The sequence below is a fragment of the Maribacter huludaoensis genome, assembly GCF_029350945.1.
Lineage (GTDB): Bacteria > Bacteroidota > Bacteroidia > Flavobacteriales > Flavobacteriaceae > Maribacter > Maribacter huludaoensis.
In genome coordinates this window covers 131021-153351 of sequence record NZ_JARKMS010000005.1, presented here as the reverse complement: position 1 = coordinate 153351, position 22331 = coordinate 131021, and the positions used below count along the sequence as shown (strand labels likewise).

Genomic DNA, 22331 nt, shown 5'->3' with positions numbered 1-22331 from the left:
AATTTAACCGAAGCGGTCAAAAAAAACTGTTATAGCATACTAAAAAATATGCTAATGAAATAGGACTTTTAAAGTAGTTATGATTAGTAAATTATGTGTTTTGTTCTATAAAACTAGGTTTCATTTTTTTATTTAAAAAAATGTGAACTACTATTAATACCAAAACTAATGGTACGGCCGTAAGTAATTGTAGACTTAAACTTTCGTGTATTACCAATAGCACAATGGTGTTAACTAAAATCTGTGTTATAGCGTAACCACCAGCAACGGTCAAGTGATTAACGGATCTTAAATGTACAAGGTTTTGATAAAGATGACTTTTGTGTGGTTTAAGAATATTCTCCTTTTTTATTAATCTAGAAATAATGGTAACACCTCCATCAACCAAATAAACGGCAATGAACATAAATGGTAGGGGCGTATTCAAATTAAAAGAGAATAGCAATAGTAAGAAGGTGATAAAAACTCCAATAGAAATACTACCAATATCGCCTGCAAAGAAAATGGCTTTTTTCCTGAAATTAAAGAAGCCAAAAACCAAGATTCCTAAAATTCCAAAAACTAAAATTTGATAGTCAATTAGATTAAATGAGTAGTTCAATACCAAAACGGAAAATAACCCAGCTAAGGAATAAAAGCCTGTAATACCGTTTATGCCGTCCATGAAATTATAGATATTTATAATTCCAAGACAGAAAATTAGTAATGGCAATATCCAGAAAATAGCATTGTCAAAAAGGTTTAGTTGATAAAAAACTAAAATAACAGCAATTATCTGTGCCCCCAATCTGCTTAGTGTACCAAGAGTTTTTAGATCATCTACAAAACTTATAAAGGCAACTAAAAATATTGCGGCAAATAAATAGGGTAGTGGTAGGGATTGCGTAAAAAAATAAATGAATAAGGATATTACGAAAAGTATACCGCCCCCTCTAATAGTATTTAGCGTATGTGAACTTCTATGATTGGGCACATCTTCAATCCCAAATTTTTGCGCTATTTTAATGTATAAATAGGCGCAGAAAAATAGAATTAAAAATGTGATTACAAAAAGAGTAATTGAACTCATTTATTTTCTTGTGGTTGAATGTTATCTTTCTACTACGATATTTTCCATAACCAAAACATCCATAGCCGTTCTTTCAAAACAAGCGTAGGCTTCAGCTGGCGTGTTTACTATTGGCTCATTTTCGTTGAACGATGTATTAAGAAGAATAGGAACACCTGTCTTCTGTCTAAAGGCTTCTATTAAGTTGTAATATCTTGGTGAAACCTCTTTATCTACACTTTGTAATCTACCTGTACCATCAACATGTGTAACAGCGGGTATTTCTTTATGTTTTTCTTTTTTAATAGGAAAAACTTTTTCCATGAAAGGCACATTTGAATCATATTCAAAATACTCACCCACATATTCCTTTAAAATAGACGGAGCAAAAGGTCTAAAACTTTCTCTACGTTTTATTTTAAGGTTCAATAATTCTTTTGCTTTCTCATTTCGCGGATCGGCAATAATAGATCTGTTACCTAATGCTCTTGGACCAAATTCTGCCCTACCTTGATACCAGCCTACTACAGAAGGTACAATTAGCTTATCTGAAATGTAATCATACAATTCTGCATCTTCCATTTTTTTATACGAAACACCTTTGCTTTTTAAATATGCTTCTATTTCATCATTATTGAAATGAGAACCTGTTGAAGCAGATTTTTGCTCTCCGGCTCTTGGAAAGTCTAAAGTTTGATTGTAATGGTATAGTGCCGATCCCATTGATATACCGGCATCATGACCTGCTGAAGGTATATATAGGTTATCAAAATCCGTATTTGCAATTATTTTTCCGTTTGCAACAGAGTTTTGGGCAACCCCACCTGCAATACAAATATTTTTACTGCCCGTAGCTTTTTGCAAATGGTTTGCCATATGGAAAATTACATCTTCAGTAGCTGTTTGAACGGACTTCGCCAAATCTTTATGATATTGCGTTAACTCTTCTTTTGAACCTCTAGGTGTTCCAAAAAGCTCTTCGAATTTTTTGGTGAAGAATGGCTCAACTATAGGTTGATTGTTTTCATACAACGCTTTGATCTCTCCAAAATATTGTTTTTTCCAAGTCCAAAGACCTTTTTCTTTGAATTTAATCAACTTCTTTACCTTGTCTACATATTTTGGCTCGCCATATGGTGCTAGACCCATTACTTTATATTCGTCTCCATAATGCGGGAAACCTAAAAAGTGAGTGAATGCCGTATATAAAAAACCTAATGAAACCGGATAATCTATAGAATCTAATACTTCAATTTTATTGCCTTTTCCATAAGCGAACATTGTAGTTGTAAAATCACCTGATCCATCAATTGATATAATGGCAGATTCTTCATACGGGCTAGCAAAAAATGCCGATGCTAAATGTGCCCTATGATGTTCTACGTTAACTAATTTGGCATTGATAATATCTTGGGGAATATTAAATGCATTTTCAAATTGCTCGGCCATAGAAGAAATATCCTTTCTATTTTCCCAACGGTTTTTTAATAATGATGTTCCGGTCTTTAAATTGGTAAGGGCATATAAGGCCTTCTTGTCAATTTTAGCTTTAGGGTCCCTACCTAAGGTTATATAATCTACCTCCTCTAAGGTAGTATTGGCCTCTTTCAAACAAAACTTAATGGCCTCGGCAGGAAAGCCGGCCCAATGTTTTATTCTTGTAAAACGCTCTTCTTCTGTAGCGGCAATTAATTTACCATCAACAAATATGGCTGCTGAAGAATCTGCGTGGTGTGTGTTTAATCCTAAAATTATCATTATTTATAGTTTTAAAAAGGTCTTATTTTAATTTATCCATAATTCAACGTTCGTCACTACTTTTTTTGGCCGCCAACCTATTTCAGTAGCCTTATCTGAACTGAACGTTAAATCAGTTGTCATTTGTTTTAATTTTTTTGTTGAAAAAGGAGCTTCTTTTTTTAAAATCATTTCAATAGAATCTCCAATTTTCGCAATTCCCTTGGCTAACCAAAGAGGCATATTTTTAACTCTTTTTTTATTCTTCTTTTTAGAAATCACATCAGATAATTGATGAAAACTTGCATCAAAACCATCCGTTAAATTATATACGCCACCAATAGTAATTAACGCTGTTGAAAATTCCGCTAGATCTTCCGCTAATACTACCGATCGTTTTGCATTACCGTCCGCAATATTAAAATATCGTCCCTTTTCTATTCCGGTAATCATCTTACCTAAATTTCCAGGAGCATTTTTTCCTATTATTAAAGGTGGTCTTATTATAGATACAGTAATCTTTTGCTCTAAACCCCATTCCGTAATAATTTTCTCAGCTTCAATTTTTGTTTTTCCGTAACTATCCGTGGCTTTTAATTCGTTTTCTTCTGTAATGTCTGATCCATCTTTAGCACCGTATACTGCTACACTGCTAATAAACATTAATCCTTTTATTCCTTTATTTTCTAAACCTTTAAGAAGATTAACTGTTCCATTTACGTTTACATTATAAAAATCGTCTTCATCGGCCTTCGTTTTTGGTACACTATGCGCCTTACCGGCAATATGAATAACATAATCTATATCCTGTTCAATTTCAGGTATTTCTGCCTGAATATCACATTTTATATCACTATTGTCTCCTCTGCCCAAGGTTAATACATTATGCCCTTTGCCGTTCCAGTGTTTAACAAAATAGCTACCTAAAAACCCGTTACCACCAGTTATTAGAACTTTCATTTAAGAAATTGTTTTAATTTGGGTAGTAATCTATATACGGGGTAGACCGCTGAAACTTTTAAGTCATTAGCTTTAAACGCTTCTACGCACTCTTTATTTCCTTGTAAAATATTTTTTAAACTTTTATTTGTAGCACCACCAAGTCTCATTCTAACCATAGGTGAAGGTATGTACTTACCTTTTATCTTATTACCTTCTAAAAAGCGTAACATTAATTCAAAGTCGGCAGCAAGACCAAAGTTTAGATTAAAATATCCTAATTTTTTATAAACTGAATTTCTTACAAAAAATGATGGGTGTGCAGGATGCCAGCCTTTTCTAAATGCATTTTCTTTATAAGGTCCTGTGACCCAATTTCTAACTACTTTGTCCGTATTTAATTGCTCCACATAAACTAGATCACCGTAAACACAATCTATGTTAGGATCCTCAAACGCTTCAACCACATTTTGTATTACTTCCTCAGAATTATAAAAATCATCAGAATTTAAAATACCTAATATTTCACCATCGGCTAATTTTAAACCTTTGTTCATGGCATCATAAATGCCATCATCTTTTTCTGAAATAAGTTTAGAAACCCTATTGGGCATATGCTCTATTATAGAAACTGTATTGTCCTTAGAGTTACCATCTATAATAATATGTTCAATATTTTTATAGGTTTGGTCATTAATACTTTTTACACAGTCACCAATAAATTTAGAGCTGTTATAAGTACCTGTTACAATACTTACCAATGGTTTTATATCTTGCTTTTCTGTATTCATTACAACATTTATATAAACTTATTGGTTTATTAATTCTTTATAGAAATCAAATGTTTTTTGAAATGTATTTTTCCAAGTAAACCTTTTGACATTTTCTAATCCTTTTGCTACTAAATCGTTTCTATAGTCTTCATCCAGTAACAATTTTATGTGACTTGCTATTAGTTCCGGAGATTCTTCTTCCAATAGAATACCGCTTTTTTCTACAACTTCTGGTATAGAAGAGGTATTCATTGCAATAATCGGGCAACCTGCGCTTTGAGCTTCTAACAACGGAAGTCCAAAACCTTCATACGATGAAGGGTACACCAAACAAAGTGCTTTATTATAAAACTCGTTCAGTTCTGCATTGGATACACCATTAAAATGGACGTAATCATCTGCCTTTAATTTAGAGTTTATATAAGTTTGTTCTTTCTCTGTCAAAGGGCTACCACCAATAATGGCCAAAGGTAAGCCGCTTAATTTACTGGCCTTAACCGTAAGTTTAAAATTCTTGTATATGGCTTTACGGTCTCCTACATATAAAATAAAGGGCCTGCCATTAAAATAGTCTTTGCTACTTAAATCTTTTTTATCAATCTGATAAAAATGTTTTCCAACACCGTGTGGAATAACAATAGTCTTCTTTTCAGCTAGTTCTGGAAAGAAGTGGAGCATATCTCTCTTTGTATTTTCCGATACGCAAATAATTCCGTCTGAATGCGCTAAAGCTTTTCTCTTTTGATTGGTATGTGCGTACAATTGAATACCAGTGAAAAAATGTTCATACGTAAAATCATGAACGGTGGTAACATTTAAATGTTTAGAATTCTTTGAGTATCTATAATAGCTAGAATGAAATATAGCTTGTTCACTTAATTGAGCAAGTTTTGGATTGGTGTATCTACCAACTAATCCAGGACTTTTGCCTAATTGTTTAAATTTTGAAAGATTCAATTCTTGCCTAAAAATATTGGAAGATTTTTCTGAATCATCAAATAAATATATGCTTAAGCCCTCTTCTTCTTTAATTCTTTTTAAGATCTGATACCAATAATTTGATATACCTCCTGCATCTTGTAAAGAAAATATAATGTTATCTAAAATTAAGTTCATTAAAGGACTTTTTCAATTTTCAATTGTTGATTTTGAAAATATTAATTTTTATTATAAGGCTAATACGTAATGTCTAACGTTAATTTAAAAGAGATTGGTATAGTTCGTCGTACTTTTTTAACTGAAAACTTTTGTCGAACTTCTTAATTGCATTATTTCTAATGGTTTGCGAATGCTCTTTTTTAAATGTAGCGCCCATTTTGTTAAATACTTTATATGCTTCTAAATAATTTCCTTGTTCTATAATAGCGCCGTTATAGTCTGTTATTTCTTCTACACTTCCCCCTGTTTTATAAGTAATAACCGGTGTACCACAAGAAAATGCTTCTAGGTTTGTGGTAGGATAAGTGTCCGCATATGTTAAGTTCATGAATACATCTGCCAATGAGTATAACTGAATCAATTCTTCTTTAGAATCGGTTCTTTCTATTCCAATAATATTTTTAGGTAATACCTCTATCTGTTGTTTTGATAGACCTACAAGTATAATTTTTTCGTCGTCTTTTAAATGTGGTGCAATTTTTATAAAATCTTCCCATCCTTTGGTTTTGTCCCACACACTTGCAACACCTAGTATAATTTTAAAATTGTTCCAGCCCTTTTCAACTTTATAAGTTGTAGTATTTTTAGGCTCAAAAGTTGAAACGTCAATACCATTTGTTATGGTATGGATAGGGTAGTGGCGTAAAAAGGATTGTTCTACCTTAGTGCCCAACCATTCAGAAACCGGTACTAACGTTAAGTTTTTTACTCCTGTAAAAGAAGCTTTCTTTTGTGCGAAATTTTTTGAAGAGCGATCTACCAACCAACTTTTAGGATACGTATACGTTAGTGGACATTTGGTACAGGCCGTTTTATATTTTTCACAGTCAATATATTCAAAATGGGTACAGTGCCCAGTAAATGACCAACAATCATGTAAGGTCCATACTACTGGTATATTTGTTTCTTTTATAAATTCAAATAACAATTCATAATTAATATAATATCCGTGAATATTGTGCAGATGAATTAAATCTGGTTTTAAAACTTTCAGCTTATTTAGAAAATCTTTTGTAGCTTTTTTAGAACCAAGCCCATGTTTGTCAAAAATTCGGGTATTTAGTATGTGCAGATAGTAGTCCAGCTTTGTTCCTATTTGGTAGGTGCTGTTACTGGTATCTCTATGTATGGGACCATGTGCAATATGAGGTTCATTTTCATGAGACTCTAGGTAATCGCTAATGTTCACACAAATTTTACCTGTAGAACCAAAATTAGATTCTACATTTATTTGAACTATATTTTTTTTGCGTAATACCAAACGTTCTATTTAGTTTTTAGACCCACCATCATTAAAAACTTTGATCCAAAATCTTTGAACATGGCAATGTAGTCTTTCTTGTAGTTAGATTTTCTTAGTAATGCATCGTGTACCGTTTTCAAGTATTCGTCTTCTGGTAATAATGTAAAATCATTTCCATTGGTAAGCATACCAAATAATTTATCTAAACCGGTATTCTTTTCATTAGGTAGGTGCCAAATGGCAAGATTAATGTCATCTGGCTGTACATTTCTAAAATAGTTTCTGTTCGTCCACAAACGTTTTATGTACTTATCCATGCCGGCCATTAATGCTTTGTGTTTGTAAAAGTAATAACTAAGTACGTGGGCTTCTTCATTAAACTTTATTCTTCCTTCTTTGTGTCGCTTTAACATATCGTCAAAAAGTTGAGGAAAATCGTTTGAAACATTTTTGATAAAGGCTCCTTTGGCAAATAGAAGCTCACCACCGCTATAATATGGATTTTGGTCTACTACCACGCCAAAGTCCTTAAAAATCTCTTTCATATTATCACCACTAACTCCATGTATCATATAATCGGTTTCATGGTCTACTACGTAGGTAATAGCCATTTCTTCCGCCTCTAGTTCTTTAAAGGCGTTATCCATTGGTTGGGTAAAAATACAATCGGAGTCCAATAGTAGAAAGCCATCCTCATCTTGCATACGGGTAGCCATATGATCAATAATGGAGAATTCAAAATATTGGTTTCTAAACTTACCAAAGTAGTTATTAGGTAATGGATATTTATTACTTAATGTAATAACCTCAATATTATTTTCTTTAAAAAAGATGCTTAAATCCATACCGTCAATGGTAGGTATATCAGCAGTATTCGTAAAAATTAAATGGGTAGCATTTTTATTGAAGCGTAAAGAAGTTTTAAAAAATAGAACAATACAGCGCCAATAAACCGCTTGGAATTCTGGTGTAGTAGAATCTCCTTTATTGTTTGGATATTTTGATTTTTCAGATGATGAATCTAAATAAACCCAGGTGGCTATATATTTGGTCATGCTTTTATTTTGAGACAAATTTTAGATAAAAAAGACGAATACTAAGTATTAATCGGTATATAGAATATATAATAGATGTAAAGCTTTTATAGTATCAGTGGATTAATTTTCTTACAATGTAAATGAATTTTAAAACCTAAATAATTTTACTTATTTGAAATAATTAGGTTTTAAGCAGTAATGCTTATCAACGGTTGTTTATCTATTCTTTCTTAATCCCTTTACGTAAATTGAGGGCATAAATAATTTCAGCCCTGCACTAAATAAAACAAAAGGAACACGTAATGGAAAGTGCCGTAGCATTAAATTAAAATTAGATTTAAAGTCAAGTGCCAAAGGACTTTTTAATAGAGCAAGTCGTTCAGAAAATGTCTTTTCTGGAAAGGTCATATAAATATCACTGTGATCATCTGTGCAGGTACCTGAATAGTTAGGTGTAATCAACACAGGGATATTTTTTTGGATGGCTTTTAGGGTGTAGTCATAATCGGCTACACCGTGTATATAACCTTCAGAGAGTATGCCTATTTCATTAACGACCTCTTTAGGTACTAACATAATATTAGCATTGCCTAACTCACAATTTTGAAATTTTCCGTTAGGTGTAAGAAAGTGATACTTGAACATAAATTTGTTAGTGAGCTTAGCTCCACCATAGCTTATTTCTTTAGTATTTTCATCATAGGTAGAACCTAAATAAATACCTTGGCGACCAAATTGTTTAAGACTATATTCATGAGCGTTTAAAAGCTCTTGAAATACGTTTTCGAAGACATTGGTGTCATCATTTAAAAGTAAATATGCATCAAAATTACCTTTCAAAGCTTCTCTCCAGGAATTTCGCATACCACCTGCCCAGTATAGGTTTCCGTTACCTTGTAGTATAATCGCTTCTGGATATTTTGCTCTTACTGCTTCCCCTGTACCGTCCGTAGAGCCATCATCGGTTAGGTAGACTTTTAAACTTACTTTTTCTGAAACAGTTTTATAAGCAACCATCAGTTTATAAAGCGCTTTTAAAGTCTTTTCTTTTCTATTAAAACACGTAAGTAGAACGGCAATTGTCATATTCGGGCTAGGTATTAAACTTCTAGGATTAACTAATAAACATTTTTTAATAATATTTATTATACTAGCTCATGAGATTTACCAATAGATAGACTTTCATTTACAATACCTTGAAAGAGACAATAAAAAACAAAAAGTTGGATAGAACCATCTAATATGGGTTCAACAAAAAACTGAAGATAAAAAGCAATAAAATAAATGAGAATTAAATTTTTAAGCCGTAAAGGTAAAATCTTATATTTAGTTACTTTGTAAACATTGATTGTTGATCTTATGGAAAACCATACTAAAAGTATGAAGCAAATAACTGTTCCAACTCTGGCTGCATCTAACCATAAATTATGTGAATATCCGAATTCTTGAACCTCCCAGCCTAAAGGTTTTTCAATTAAATTATCTATTGATTTGCTCCAACGCTCGGTTCTTCCTCCAGCAGTTCCGGCTCCATATTTTTTGCTATCCATTCTATCTGCATAAGCAGAAAAAATATCTGACTTAGAATTGACAGAAATATATGAAATTGAAAGTATTGTAAATACTGTTAATATTATCAACGATATAGCTCTTTTTACAATGCTCTGTTTTGCTAAAAAATAGAATATTGAAACGAACAAAGTAATTAAAGTTATACCCAACTGTGTTCTGCTCCCAAGTCTCAGGACGGCAGTAATTGATAAAATGTAGATGAGGATAAGAATCAGATTTTCTGAATGTTTATTATTTCTAAAACTAAACAGAATAATTCCGGGTAAACACATATTTGCGAATAAATAGGCAGCCATACCAGTTGCGTTCATAGGGTCATGACTCCATATCATTGAAACATCCCTGTTCACTTGATAAAAACCTACATTGTAAATATTTAAAAGTACAGATATCAATGCTATAAATGAGTAAATCGTAGCAATTAATAAAAGTATTTTATATATATTATCAAAATTGTTTATTTTATTGGAGATTAATTTACCTAATAAATAAAAGGTTGGAGGAAATAGTAAATAGATAAAGATAAATTGTGATCCACTTATGGGGTTAAAACTATAATAAATAGCATAAACAGCTGTAAAGAGCGTTATGAAAACAATATCTTTATCTAATAGCGGTAATATTGCTTTTCCGGAAAGGAAAAAATAAATAAAAATTAAATATCCAAACGCGAATCCAAAATTGAACGGATCAATTAAATATAGTGTTAAAAGTATGAATGGGCTTAGACCAACTTGTTTGATCAATGATAGCATAAAAAAGTTGTTATAATGTTATTAAGATATTATTCTTCAAATCTATGGCAATATTGCAATTTATTTGGAGTTATGAAGAGTAAAATTATTTTTAACGCTGAAATCATAGGAAATTCCTATGAAAATTTAATTTAAAATTATTTATGATTTATTTAAAACCTATTGGAGGACTTTGTAATCGTTTACGTACTATAGATTCTTTAATTTCTATTTGTAAAAAAAGTGGACAGGATTTAACCGTACTATGGGTTTTAGATGAATCACTAAATTGTAGCTATGAAGAACTATTTGATATTCCAAAAATTAAGGAATTTAAATTATTGATTTTAGATTGTCCGGTTGGATTTCCAGAATCATTTTTGAAGAGTTATGGAAAGAAAGAGGATGGTACTTTTGTCTATAGCAGTCGTGAATACAAAGTTGTTAGAACTTTAAAAAATGTTTTGAAAAAAAGATTTTTAAATAAATTACAAAAATCTATAATATCTAAGATTCGCAACTTGGATTTCGAACACGTTATTGTTAATGAACAACTTTCGGTTTTGTATAATTCTCAAAACATTCATTTGTCGGCTAGACAGTTAGATCAAAATTTTTTAAATAATATTGGAAATAAATTTATTAATTTGACTGGAGATTATTATATCTCATCATGTTATAGACTTAATCCTATTGAAAATAATTATAATTATTTTCAACCTGTATCTGATTTATTGTTGAAAATAAATAGAAAAAGGAAAAATTTTAAAAATACTTTTGGTTTACATATAAGAAGAACAGACCATACTATTTCTAAAGATATAAGTACTACAGATCTTTTTGTAGATAAAATAAAAAAAGTTTTAAAGGATAACAAGAATGCCTCATTCTTTTTATCAACTGATGACCAAAAAACAAAAGCAGAATTACAATTACAATTTGAAAATAAAATTTTGACAAATCCAGTTTCAAATTATAATCGCAACCACCCAGATGCTATTAAAGATGCGGTTTTGGATTTATATTGTTTAAGTAATACGAAAAAAATATATGGGTCTCATCATAGTTCATTTAGTCAGACAGCTGCAGATATAGGCGGTATAGAAGAAGAAACGGTTAGTTAATTTATGTTGTGTATATAAATATTTTTATAAATTTCTAAATTACGATTTGCGTTTATTTTTCTATTGTGCCTTAACTCTCCAGATACAATAGCATTAGAGCTTATTCTTTCACATAACTCATGTTTATTAAAAAGTTTAATTATTAATTGTGCTAAAATTTCTGATTCTTCAAATCTATACAAATAACCATCATGACCGTGATTTACTAAATTGTGATTTCCACCTACATAGGAAGCTATTGAGGGTACACCCAAAATTTGAGCTTCCCCTAAAGAATTAGGACTGTTTTCAATACTTGACGGACATACAAAAACATGACTTTTCAGATATTGGTCTTTCATTTGATGTTCATTTAAAATGCCCAAAAAATTAATATTATCCTTTAAGTTATATTTAGTTATTAACCTTTGAATTAATTTTGCATAACCTGTTATTTTAATTTTATTCTTTGCAAGAATATTTTCACCTGCTATATTTAAAGTCACATCAGGATTATACTTTTTTATAATAGTCAAAGCTTCAAGCATCTGATGTAAACCTTTTATAGGATAGGAACATTGACTTAAAAAAACAGAAAATTTTTCAATTTTATTAAATTTCCATTTGACTTCAGTATAAAAAGAGTCTCTAAGTGTTTCATTGCAAAAATGATAATTTACCTGTTGGTTAATACTTTTTGCATGAGCAAAATCCCAGTCAGTTCTACCCATCACGTTTTTTGTCTTAGTTAGGTATTGCAGTTCAAATTTTCCTCTTTTTTTGTATTTGGATTTTCCTTGCCAAATTGTATCGAATCTAATAACGTCTCTGAAACTTACATTTTTTAAAATTGTAGAAAAAGAAAGATTGGCTAAATAATATTTCACATAAACACTTACCAAACCTTGGATAGATATCACATATTTTTGATTAGGACAAGAATTCATCAATGCTAAACCGTGTGCATATTCTGTTCCATGAATATGTATTACATCCGGTTGTACTTCTGATATTAGCACTTTCCACTCTTTTTCTAAATTTTTATCATAGTCCTGATTGTTTTTTACAGATGGGACTACATGAAAGTTGATTTTATTATCATAAAACTGTTTTATACTATCAACTTGATGAACAGTAGAAATATGTAATTCAATAGATTCTTTAGTTTTAATATTATTGGCTAAACCATTAACCCAACCGCCAACATAGGACGTTTCTAGTTTTAGATAATCAGCCACTTCAGGAAACAATTCATTGATAACCCATAAAACTTTAATTTTCTTCATGTAGGAATATTTCTTTTAATGTAAGCATTTGTGATCTTGGGTTCCAGTTCTCATCAATAACGTTATAACATTTAATTCTAGTTTTATCTCTAATTTCAGTATTTAAATTTAACCAAGGCATAATTTTTTCCAATAAATCGTCTTGATTGTTTTCCTGATAAAAATCTCCTGTTTTGTTTGGAATAATAACTTCGTATTCAGGCATTTGAGAGTTAAAATTGTTGTTTGATATTACAGGTGTTCCATAGGTTAAGCTATGAAGTGCAGTTAATCCAACAGGACCAGGAGATACACAAACATTAGCATTAAATATAAGTTCGCCAATTCTCTGTTCTTCATAACATGGTCCGTAAAACCAAATTTGTTTTAATATATTTAGTTTTTTGGCTAATTTTAAAACATTATTATCCCCTAAATCTTTTCCAATAAATACAAGATTACAATTGTTTCCACTTTTGTTTAAATTAAATAAGCAATCAACTAAATTTTCTAGCTTTTTGCTTTTTTGGATTCTTCCAATATAAATTAGAGTAGGGAAATTATTTTTAAAATAGTTGGAATAAATAGTAGAAGATTTCAAAGTTTTTCTAATAATTACTTGTTCATCATGGTTTAGCGAATTATAGATACATATTAGTTTATTAGGATCAAATCCTTTTTTTATCATAATATTCCTGGAATGATTACCATATAGCAGAATTAATGGGCATAATTTGAAAAATAGTTTTTCAAACCACTCCATCCTAGAATTGTCTCCTTTTATTCCATGACTCCATGGAACCACTTTTTTTCCAAGAATGTTCCCTAGAATAATTAAAACCCAATTTGATATATAATACGGTTCTCCAGTTATAATATAATATTTGTACTTACTGAAAATTAAAGACCAAGCTCCTTTTTGCCAAGAAAAACTTGTGTTTAGGATAGATGCATTTTTTAATTCTTTTTTAAAACCTTTAAGCGAATTATAATCTAGTTTTTTAATTTCGCTTTCTACACGGTCACCAAAGTAGAAATCGCATGCCAATTCATCGCCCATTAATTTATAAATTGGAAATCTATAATGAGGCGCATAATTGAAAATACAACAAATTTTATTATTCATCAATAAATGTAAACTGTCCAAAAATTAACTACTTCTTTAAGGATTTAATTTTTTCTAATAATAGATTGAACTCATCAACCTTAAATATTTTAATACACGATATATATACAAATATAACAATTGGTGTTGTAAACAAAATTTTGAATATATTTTGGTCGAAAAGTTTCATAAAAAAGAAACCAATTATTGTCATAAGGACTCCACTCAAAAGTATTTTTAATATATCGAGTAGTTGTTTTTTTGAACCATAGTTAAATAATTTTCTGGGAAAGTAATTATTTATAAAAAAATGTGATGTTGTAGAAGCCAATTCGGCAAGTGCTATATAGTATATTCCATATGGCAATGCTAATAATAGAAAAATTACTCTAACAGCAATTTTAAAATATTCTTGTTTAAGGCTTAAATCCGTTCTTCCAACAACGTATAGCATATTAGAACTTATACCGATTGAAATGGTAATCATTCTTGCGATGCAAAAAATTTGCATGATAGGAATTGCCATTGCCCATTTTTCGGAAAGCAGTAATAATATCAGAGGCTCTGAAAAAATAGCTAAACAAAGGAAAATAGGTACTGTAACTAACGTTGTAATTTTTAATAGGGTTCTACAATAGGAAACCAAAGTTTCAACGTCATTTTGTACAGTGGAAAGACTAGGTAGAAGTACACTGTTAATTGATGAATTAATAACATTATATGCCATATCAGTAAACTGAGTGCCTCTTGTATAAAATCCTAATTCTTTAGTTCCAATATATTTACCAATTAGAATTGAGTTTAGATTACTCAATATATTAGCTAATAAATTAGATATCAAAAGTTTAGAACCAAATGAAAATAATTTTCGAAAAGACTCATTATAAAATTTTATTTTGGGAATACTTTTTATGGATATCCAGAATAAGATAGTTGAAATTATGCCTTTTAGCAATACCTGTAGTACTAAAGCCCATACCCCAAGCCCAGAATATGCTGCGATAATGGCTAAGATTCCACTAATTAATGTAGAAATGAATGTTATTTTAGCAAGTAACCTAAAATTCATTTCAATGGTTAAAAGAGTAGAAGGTACTGAAAACATTGAATTTATAATTAATGAGAAGGCTACTACTCTTAGTAAGTTTTTTAACTCAGTAATTTCGTAAAAGTCTGCGACAAATGGAGCGCCAACAAAAAGTAAAAAATAACATACTAATGCAACTATTATGTTAAAAGTTAAAACAGTAGAAATGTCTTTTTGATTTCTGTTTGGAGTTTGTATCAAGGCTTGACTGAAACCGCTATCTATAAATACTTGAGAAATAGTAATAAAAACAATTAAAAGTCCAAATGTACCATATTCACTTGGTGTTAATAATCTAGCTAGTACAATTCCTAGAGCAAATGAAATTACTTGAACTGATAGTTTTTCTATCACGCTCCATATTGCTCCTTTAAAAATTTTGTTTCCTAATTCCAAATTGTAATATTCAAGATTTTAAAGAAGTGTTCTTGAACGGTTCTAAACGTATACAAAAATCTTCTTCATTTAAAGTTTTGATTTTTTAACTATCGTAATCGATAAAAATACATTAAGTTATAGAGTATAGTGGTTAAATAATTAATTAAGTCTACTTTTAATTACTTTTAACATATGAGATGGATTAGTTATTTTTTCTTTTAAACTTTTCCAATTATAAAGGTCTTTATATAGCAATTCATCAAATTTTTGATAGGGTAGCATAATAGTAGATTTTTTCCAGTCAGAGTCAATCTCAATAGCCGGAATTATTTTATGACTACCTTTGGATGCCGTATGTGTAGCGTCTGTTCCATAACCAATATTTTCAATTAAATTCTTACTTGGAAAAGTAGAAAGTGCATTGTTAATATAGTTTGTGAATAACCATAAGTAATCCCATACATCAACTTTGTTGTCAATAGATAATTTCGCATTATCAATAATTATTTTTGATACAGCAGAATCATTAGATATGCTTTGTGACAAAGGGTCTTTATTAATTATTTCAAAATTTTCAATCATTTTCAAGTTTTGTAGCCATCTATCTCTCCATGTGGCCCAACCCCATATCATAGGAAGTTTTGCGTAAAAATATGGTTGATTTTTTGGACTATATTCACTATTATAGTTAAAGCCAGATATAGTAAAAATACGTAAGTCGTCTTTATATCTATTAAGCATCGTTTCGCAATAGCAGAAAAAACTATTTGAGGGTAAACAATCATCCTCAAGAATTATACCTTGTTCCTCATGTTCAAAAAACCAGCTTATTGCATTGTGCGGGCCAAACTTGCAACCTAAATTTTTTGTTTGGTAAAGCATTTTTACTTCGCAATCCCAATCAATATTTCTTTTTAAATAAGATCTTACCGCTAGAACTTTTTTTTCCTCATCTGGCTTTTCTTCCCTGGCCGCATCCGATGCTAAATAGAGTTTTTTAGGCTTTTGTTCCTTGATTTTTTGAAATACCTTTTTTGTTGTATCTAATCTATTGAACGTTATAAAAAGTATCGGTGTTTCAAAGAATGTTTTGTTTTGCATAAAATAGTATTTGCGGTTTTAATTTATTTAGCTGGTCATTAATAGATGTATTAATTGCATTTGTAGCTTTACCATATATTAAATCTACTTTAGATTGCTAATAAATAATATTAAGTTGAAACTTTGATAAATTTATCGACTATTAGATTGATTAATTCGAGTACTTTGAAGTATTTGACGATAGCAGTATTATCAAATTTGGCTAAACTTGGTCACATATACTTAACTTGTTGCAGAATTTAGAATTTAAAAAGCCCCTAAGTGGTTTCTATGGAAGAAAGTTAGCAACCGATCTTAGGGACTAAATTTTAAATGGTAACGTGAGAAATTTTATTCAAAATAATTTAAAATCCTATAACCACCATCTTTAAGATATTGGTCTTTTTGCATCAATTTTACATCACTTTGCATCATGTCTTTAACCAAATCTTTTAATTCGTATTCCGTATCCCATCCCAGCTTAGTTTTAGCTTTTGTTGGATCTCCAATTAATAGGTCAACTTCTGTTGGTCTAAAGTATTTAGGGTCTACACCTAAAACTTCTTTGCCAATTTCTAATTGAAATTCTGGGTTGTTACATGCTTTTACGTAACCTTTTTCGTTAACGCCTTCGCCTTTAAATTCTAATTCAATACCAACTTCTAGAAAACTCATGCGTACAAACTCTCTAACCGGAGTAGTTTTTCCTGTAGCAATTACCCAGTCTTCCGCTTCATCAGCCTGTAGAATCATCCACATCATACGAACATAATCCTTTGCGTGGCCCCAATCACGTTGTGCATCTAAGTTACCAAGGTAAATTTTGTCTTGAAGCCCTAGAGCTATTCTGGCTGTAGCACGCGTAATCTTTCTTGTTACAAAAGTTTCACCCCTAATTGGAGATTCGTGGTTAAATAAGATTCCATTACAAGCATACATACCATAGGCTTCTCTATAGTTTACCGTAATCCAATACGCATACATTTTTGCAACTGCATATGGGCTTCTTGGATAAAACGGGGTAGTTTCTGATTGTGGAACTTCTTGCACCTTACCATACAATTCAGAAGTAGAAGCCTGATAAATTCGGGTCTTTTCGGTTAAACCCAACATTCTTACCGCATCTAGAATACGTAGCGTACCAATACCATCAGCATTTGCAGTGTATTCAGGCACTTCAAAAGATACATGAACATGGCTCATTGCGGCAAGATTATAAATCTCATCTGGTTGTACTTCTTGAATTATTCTAATCAAGTTTGTACTATCGGTCATATCACCATAATGTAATATAAAGTTTCTATGCTCTACATGAGGATCTTGATATAAATGGTCTATTCGATCCGTATTAAAAAGAGAAGATCTTCTTTTTAGACCATGAACGATATATCCTTTTTTTAAAAGGAATTCACTTAAATAGGCACCATCTTGTCCGGTAACCCCTGTAATTAATGCAACTTTACTCATATTGTTTTTTTGATACTTTGTCGATTATTAATTTATCTAAAATGTTTAACGATGTATTTTAAAAAAAATTGGTTAACAATGGTACATTTCTTAATAATTCTTTTAAAATCTACATTAGTGTAAGAATAAATACTAATTCTAAATTTGTGGAACAATAAAAAAAAAGGCTATTAATAGAAATTAATAGCCTTTTTTTTAATTTTATTATTATTAAAATGCTCCAATATTTATAATATTATTTCGATTTTCATTATTGAAATTAGAAAAATTTAAATTAAGAATATTAGTAATATTAACTCCACGGTTTTTAAGAGGACTTGTCTCTTGTAATTCAAGTCCAGATACATCAAAATTGCCGTCTTCTATCCCATTTTCATTTTTAAATGACGGATTGCCTTCTATATTATTTTGTGATTGAAAACGATTAACAGAAGTTACAGATGTACTCCCTCCATTAAAATGACAATTTCTGAATAAAGTATTAGAATTAAGTGTATTATTACCATGTTCTGTCAAAAAGCTGTTGGTTGTATTAAAGCTAGTGTTATAAAATTTATTGCCTGAATTATTCATGAATATTCTTAATCCATATTCCACATCGTAAAATGTACAATTTATAAAATTGTTATTTAGTGGGCCTTGTGAATTATGGTCTTGACCATCCTTGAATATAACTGCATAACGACAGTTCTTAACAATTATATTGACAAAATTATTATTGATACCAGAAGTATAGGGGTCAATACCCGTATCACTGTGTTGACTGTAGTCATAGTCTCCAAATAAAATTCCACCCCAAGCATTATCAACAACGATATTTTCGAATGTATTGTCGTGTGATCCATTCGCAACTGTTATTGAACTTAGTTCATTGCCAGAGTTATAAAAACTTCCTTGGATATTTCCATTTTTAAAAGTATTATTAAACACATTTCCAAATTCAGTTTCAATACCAGTATTTATAATTTCAAAATTTGAAATTAAATTATTATTAGCTCCATTTTTCAAGGAAAATCCATGGCCTACATGAGGCACATTAGCTAATCGGTCTATTAAATTATATTTTAAAATTAAATTATGTGCGTTACCATTATCTGAGCTTAATAATATAGAATAATCAACGCCATTTATCATACTATAACTATAAACTACGTTATTTTCTACGGTACCGGTATTGGTGCCTCTTATTGTTATACCTTGTTGCTCTGGATTTAAAAAAGAACAGAATTCTACGGAAAAATTAGATGCTCTACTCGCAGTAACCCCTTCCCCGAAATATCTATCGGGATTTGATGTGTCTGTTAATTGAACGTTAAGATTTCCTTGCTCATGAAAAATGCAATTAATTACTTTTGCCCCATCACTATCGGCATTGATGAAAATGCCTGTTGAATAACCACTAATAACGAAATTGTGAATTTCTATATAGTCTGAGCCAATTAAAAAAGCATTTTCACCCCTTACATAATTCTTTTTAAACATAGGCATTTCGTTAGAACTTGGATTGCTCTTATAATCAAACTCAACATTGTTAGCATATCTAGTAGTACCTCTTCTTCCTTTTGTATCTGTTCCCGATAAGCTTTGTTTGGTGGCATCAATATCACCTGGAGTATTTTTATAACCAACGAATCTTATTGGATTGTCATAGGTTCCGTTTCTGGTGAAAGTGGTTGTTATATTATTGTATTCTCCAGCTTTTACGTATAAAATATCACCAGGTTGGGCTTGATTTACAGCATGTGACCAATTCCAAGCCGAGTTTTCAGATTTACCGTCATTGCTTGAATTTCCATTGGTAGTCACATAATATATGTTTTCACCTGAAGTTGCAAAAGATGAATTGGTTACAATTACAGTTACGGTCGCTTCTTCAGTTGTAGTAGTGTTGTCTTCTGGATTGGTAACCTCAGTTGTATACGTAAAGGTATCTTCAACAGTTTCTGTACTTGTTTCCGGTTCGGGAGTAGTTTCAGGCTCAGGGGTTGATTCCGGCTCTGACTCAGGAGTTGCTTCTGGTTCTGGAGTTGACTCAGGTTCGGGAGTTGTTTCAGGTTCAGGAGTTGTTTCCGTTTCTGGAGTTGACTCTGGAGTTGTTTCCGGATCTTCAGTAGGTGCCTGTTCAGAAGTGTCTAAATAACCATCAGGAATATATGTTAACGTTTTGTTGTCATTTAATATGACCTCGCCATTTGCGGGTGATGAGACACTTATAATTTTTACATTTTCCCAATTGTCATAATTATCATTTGATAGTACATCAATGACTATACTGGTATTAGATTGGGTGGTTACAAAATCGTTTTGAATTAGTAGGCCAATTTCTTTAGACTGATCAGTGTCATTGATGACATATTCCGATAATAGGTCAGCATCTTTTGAACAGGATGTTAAAATAAAAGAAAGTAATAGGGCCGTAGACAATTTGGGAAATCTAAGGTTAAAATTCATAGGTAAAGTAGGTAAATTGGGTTAACATGTTTTTCTTTCTCTTTTCAAAAATTCAACTTTTTATTGAATATGTCGATTAAAAACTCTTTTATTCGATGAAATGCACAAAAAAAATATCTTTTAGGATTAAACGTTCTAAAAGATGGTTTGGATGTCCAACTGTCTATTTTTTCGTTAAAATACATTCTTTTTAACATTTGGGCATTATTTCATCGGATCATACAATTTTAAAAAGCATAACTAGTTTATACTTAAGATTCAAAGAAAATGATTTTAAAAGTATCTTTGAATTAATGATATAAGTAAAATGAAAGATACCGAACTTGTTGATACATATGCACAAATTAAAAGTGCACAGAGCGGAAAATTTAGGGCGGCATTAAGGTCTTCTGTATTGGATGCTTTAAGTATGAAGCATTCTTTGTTTGGAGCGGAAAGCGAGCTTAAAACACCTCGGGTCCAATTTTTGTATTTCCATCATATATTTAAAGATGAGGTAAAGAATTTTGAGAAGTTGTTGGCATTTCTTTCAAGGGACCATGTTTTTATCAGTCATTCTGAAGCTGTGAATAGATTGCTTACGGATAGAATAGACAAGCCTTATATTGCCTGGAGTTCTGACGATGGAATTCAAAATAATATGTTGGCGGCCAAGGCACTAAATACATATGGTGCCAGTTGTTGTTTTTATGTTAACCCTGCAAGTATAGCATTGACCGATGTTAATAAAATAAAACAATTTTGCCAAGAACGATTGGAAATGCCACCTGTCGCATTTTTAAATTGGAAAGAGGTAGAGCTGTTGCAGCGTCAGGGTCACGAGATCGGTAATCATACCTTTCAGCATGATATGGTTTCTCAATTGACGCAAGAACAATTTGAAGAAGACTTTTTAAAGGCGGATGAAATTTTAACGCAAAAATGTGGTCCAGTAAAACATTTTGCTTACACCTATGGTAGATTTGAAAATTTTACCAAACCTGCTTTTGAATTTGTAATGAAAAATGGATATGAGTCTTGTATATCGGCTTCTAGAGGTTGTCATATAAATGGAAAAGGCAAACTTGACAAGAATAAGGTATTCTTAAGAAGGGATCAAATAATTGCAGATTGGAAACTTTCACACATAAAACACTTTTTGATCAAAGGTGCTCAAGAGCTGGATTATAATACTAATTTCTTACCCAATTCGTTGGCTTAATCTTTTAATAATGTTAGATACACCTATACTTTTTATAATTTTTAATAGAAAAGATGTTGCCTTAAAATCATTGGAGGCCATTAAAAGAAGTAAACCGAAAAAAATGTACATATCTGGGGATGGACCCAGAAACTCAGTACAACAAGATGCCGGGAAGGTAAAAAATACAAGGGAGGCAGTTATTAGTGCCATTGATTGGGATTGTGAAGTAAAAACTTTATTCCAAGATGAAAACCTTGGTTGCGGACCTGGAGTTTATACCGCTATTAATTGGTTTTTTGAACACGAAGAGCAGGGAATTATTCTAGAGGATGATTGTGTGGCAAGCGATAGTTTTTTTCCATTTTGTCAAACATTATTACAGCACTACAAGGATGATGAACGTATTGGTTTAATTTCCGGTTTTAATCAGGTAGGAAGCATACCGGTAAATGATTCTTACTGCTTTTCTAAATATGCTGTATGTTGGGGCTGGGCTACTTGGCGTAGGGCTTGGAAAAATATGGATTATGATATGCAATGGAAATCTGGTAACTATGAAGATTCTATCTTGTCTAATTGCGGTTATCTAGGGAAAGATTATACGTATTGGAAACGAAGAATCAAAGCTGTGGAAACGGGTCTGGTAAGTGCTTGGGATTTTCAATGGTGCTATAGTGTAGCATCTCAAAATCAATTGGGTGTTTTTCCAGAAGTCAACCTAATCAGTAATATAGGATATGGGGAAGATGCCACACATAGTTCTAAAAGTCCTTTTATGAATTATGATAAGAGGGAAGAACTTTCTTTACCGCTACGCCATCCTAAATATGTTTTACCTCAAATAGAATTTGATAAGTCGTTTTATAAAGAAAGAAATACGCTAATTAATTCTTTAGCATGGTTTTTTCCAAAATCTATTAAAGATGCCGTTAAAAATATACTCGCTGTTTTCTACAACAAATAAATAATAC

General features: G+C 31.2%; 18 protein-coding genes. 3 read left to right on the top strand and 15 right to left on the bottom strand.

The annotated features are described in order from the left end of the window. Positions 1-91: 91 nt before the first annotated feature. From PXC01_RS14910 to PXC01_RS14870, 9 genes are all read right to left on the bottom strand, one after another. Positions 92-1069, bottom strand: a complete 978-nt coding sequence (locus tag PXC01_RS14910) for an MraY family glycosyltransferase (RefSeq protein ID WP_276473087.1) — start codon at positions 1067-1069, stop codon at positions 92-94. Between the two features lie 21 nt (positions 1070-1090). Beyond that, entirely contained in the window at positions 1091-2806 is a 1716-nt protein-coding gene (locus tag PXC01_RS14905) for a carbamoyltransferase family protein (protein ID WP_276473086.1), read from the bottom strand. A gap of 27 nt (positions 2807-2833) precedes the next feature. After that, the gene (locus tag PXC01_RS14900; RefSeq protein WP_276473085.1) at positions 2834-3745 is read right to left on the bottom strand and encodes an NAD-dependent epimerase/dehydratase family protein; all 912 of its coding nucleotides are present in this window, start codon (positions 3743-3745) and stop codon (positions 2834-2836) included. Next, on the bottom strand, positions 3742-4515 hold the full coding sequence (locus PXC01_RS14895; protein ID WP_276473084.1) for a glycosyltransferase family 2 protein: 774 nt from the start codon (positions 4513-4515) through the stop codon (positions 3742-3744). Before PXC01_RS14895 ends, PXC01_RS14900 begins: the two co-directional genes overlap by 4 nt. Before the next feature lie 18 nt (positions 4516-4533). Continuing rightward, positions 4534-5613, bottom strand: coding sequence for a glycosyltransferase family 4 protein (locus PXC01_RS14890; protein ID WP_276473083.1), 1080 nt, complete (start codon positions 5611-5613; stop codon positions 4534-4536). A gap of 79 nt (positions 5614-5692) precedes the next feature. After that, positions 5693-6916, bottom strand: coding sequence for a glycosyltransferase (locus tag PXC01_RS14885; protein WP_276473082.1), 1224 nt, complete (start codon positions 6914-6916; stop codon positions 5693-5695). Between the two features lie 5 nt (positions 6917-6921). Continuing rightward, positions 6922-7953 carry a hypothetical protein gene (locus tag PXC01_RS14880; RefSeq protein WP_276473081.1) on the bottom strand — a complete coding sequence of 344 codons (1032 nt, stop codon included), beginning with the start codon at positions 7951-7953 and terminating at the stop codon, positions 6922-6924. Positions 7954-8151: 198 nt separating this feature from the next. Further along, positions 8152-9021: a glycosyltransferase family 2 protein gene (locus PXC01_RS14875; protein ID WP_276473080.1), complete on the bottom strand. Its 870-nt coding sequence runs from the start codon at positions 9019-9021 to the stop codon at positions 8152-8154. A 59-nt stretch (positions 9022-9080) separates the two neighbouring features. Further along, positions 9081-10262: a hypothetical protein gene (locus PXC01_RS14870; protein WP_276473079.1), complete on the bottom strand. Its 1182-nt coding sequence runs from the start codon at positions 10260-10262 to the stop codon at positions 9081-9083. A 143-nt stretch (positions 10263-10405) separates the two neighbouring features. Here PXC01_RS14870 and PXC01_RS14865 point away from each other — a divergent pair, with 143 nt between their 5' ends. Continuing rightward, positions 10406-11365: an O-fucosyltransferase family protein gene (locus PXC01_RS14865; RefSeq protein WP_276473078.1), complete on the top strand. Its 960-nt coding sequence runs from the start codon at positions 10406-10408 to the stop codon at positions 11363-11365. Here the strand turns inward: PXC01_RS14865 and PXC01_RS14860 are convergent. The 6 genes from PXC01_RS14860 to PXC01_RS14835 form a co-directional block, all read right to left on the bottom strand. After that, positions 11362-12630, bottom strand: a complete 1269-nt coding sequence (locus PXC01_RS14860; protein WP_276473077.1) for a glycosyltransferase family 4 protein — start codon at positions 12628-12630, stop codon at positions 11362-11364. The genes PXC01_RS14865 and PXC01_RS14860 overlap by 4 nt on opposite strands. Continuing rightward, positions 12617-13669, bottom strand: a complete 1053-nt coding sequence (locus PXC01_RS14855) for a glycosyltransferase (protein WP_276473076.1) — start codon at positions 13667-13669, stop codon at positions 12617-12619. The genes PXC01_RS14860 and PXC01_RS14855 overlap by 14 nt, the downstream gene beginning before the upstream one ends. 94 nt (positions 13670-13763) lie before the next feature. Next, the gene (locus tag PXC01_RS14850; RefSeq protein WP_276473075.1) at positions 13764-15197 is read right to left on the bottom strand and encodes a lipopolysaccharide biosynthesis protein; all 1434 of its coding nucleotides are present in this window, start codon (positions 15195-15197) and stop codon (positions 13764-13766) included. A 141-nt stretch (positions 15198-15338) separates the two neighbouring features. Next, complete coding sequence (locus PXC01_RS14845; RefSeq protein ID WP_276473074.1) at positions 15339-16280, bottom strand: nucleotide-diphospho-sugar transferase; 942 nt, start codon at positions 16278-16280, stop codon at positions 15339-15341. Between the two features lie 330 nt (positions 16281-16610). Further along, a complete protein-coding gene (gene gmd, locus PXC01_RS14840; protein ID WP_276473073.1) occupies positions 16611-17726 on the bottom strand; it encodes a GDP-mannose 4,6-dehydratase in 1116 nt (371 codons plus the stop codon). A gap of 210 nt (positions 17727-17936) precedes the next feature. Then, positions 17937-20177 carry an Ig-like domain-containing protein gene (locus tag PXC01_RS14835; RefSeq protein WP_276473072.1) on the bottom strand — a complete coding sequence of 747 codons (2241 nt, stop codon included), beginning with the start codon at positions 20175-20177 and terminating at the stop codon, positions 17937-17939. A gap of 307 nt (positions 20178-20484) precedes the next feature. Between PXC01_RS14835 and PXC01_RS14830 the strand changes: the two genes are divergently transcribed. Next, positions 20485-21378: a polysaccharide deacetylase family protein gene (locus tag PXC01_RS14830; protein WP_276473071.1), complete on the top strand. Its 894-nt coding sequence runs from the start codon at positions 20485-20487 to the stop codon at positions 21376-21378. Positions 21379-21388: 10 nt separating this feature from the next. Continuing rightward, positions 21389-22324: a nucleotide-diphospho-sugar transferase gene (locus PXC01_RS14825; protein ID WP_276473070.1), complete on the top strand. Its 936-nt coding sequence runs from the start codon at positions 21389-21391 to the stop codon at positions 22322-22324. Positions 22325-22331 lie beyond the last annotated feature (7 nt).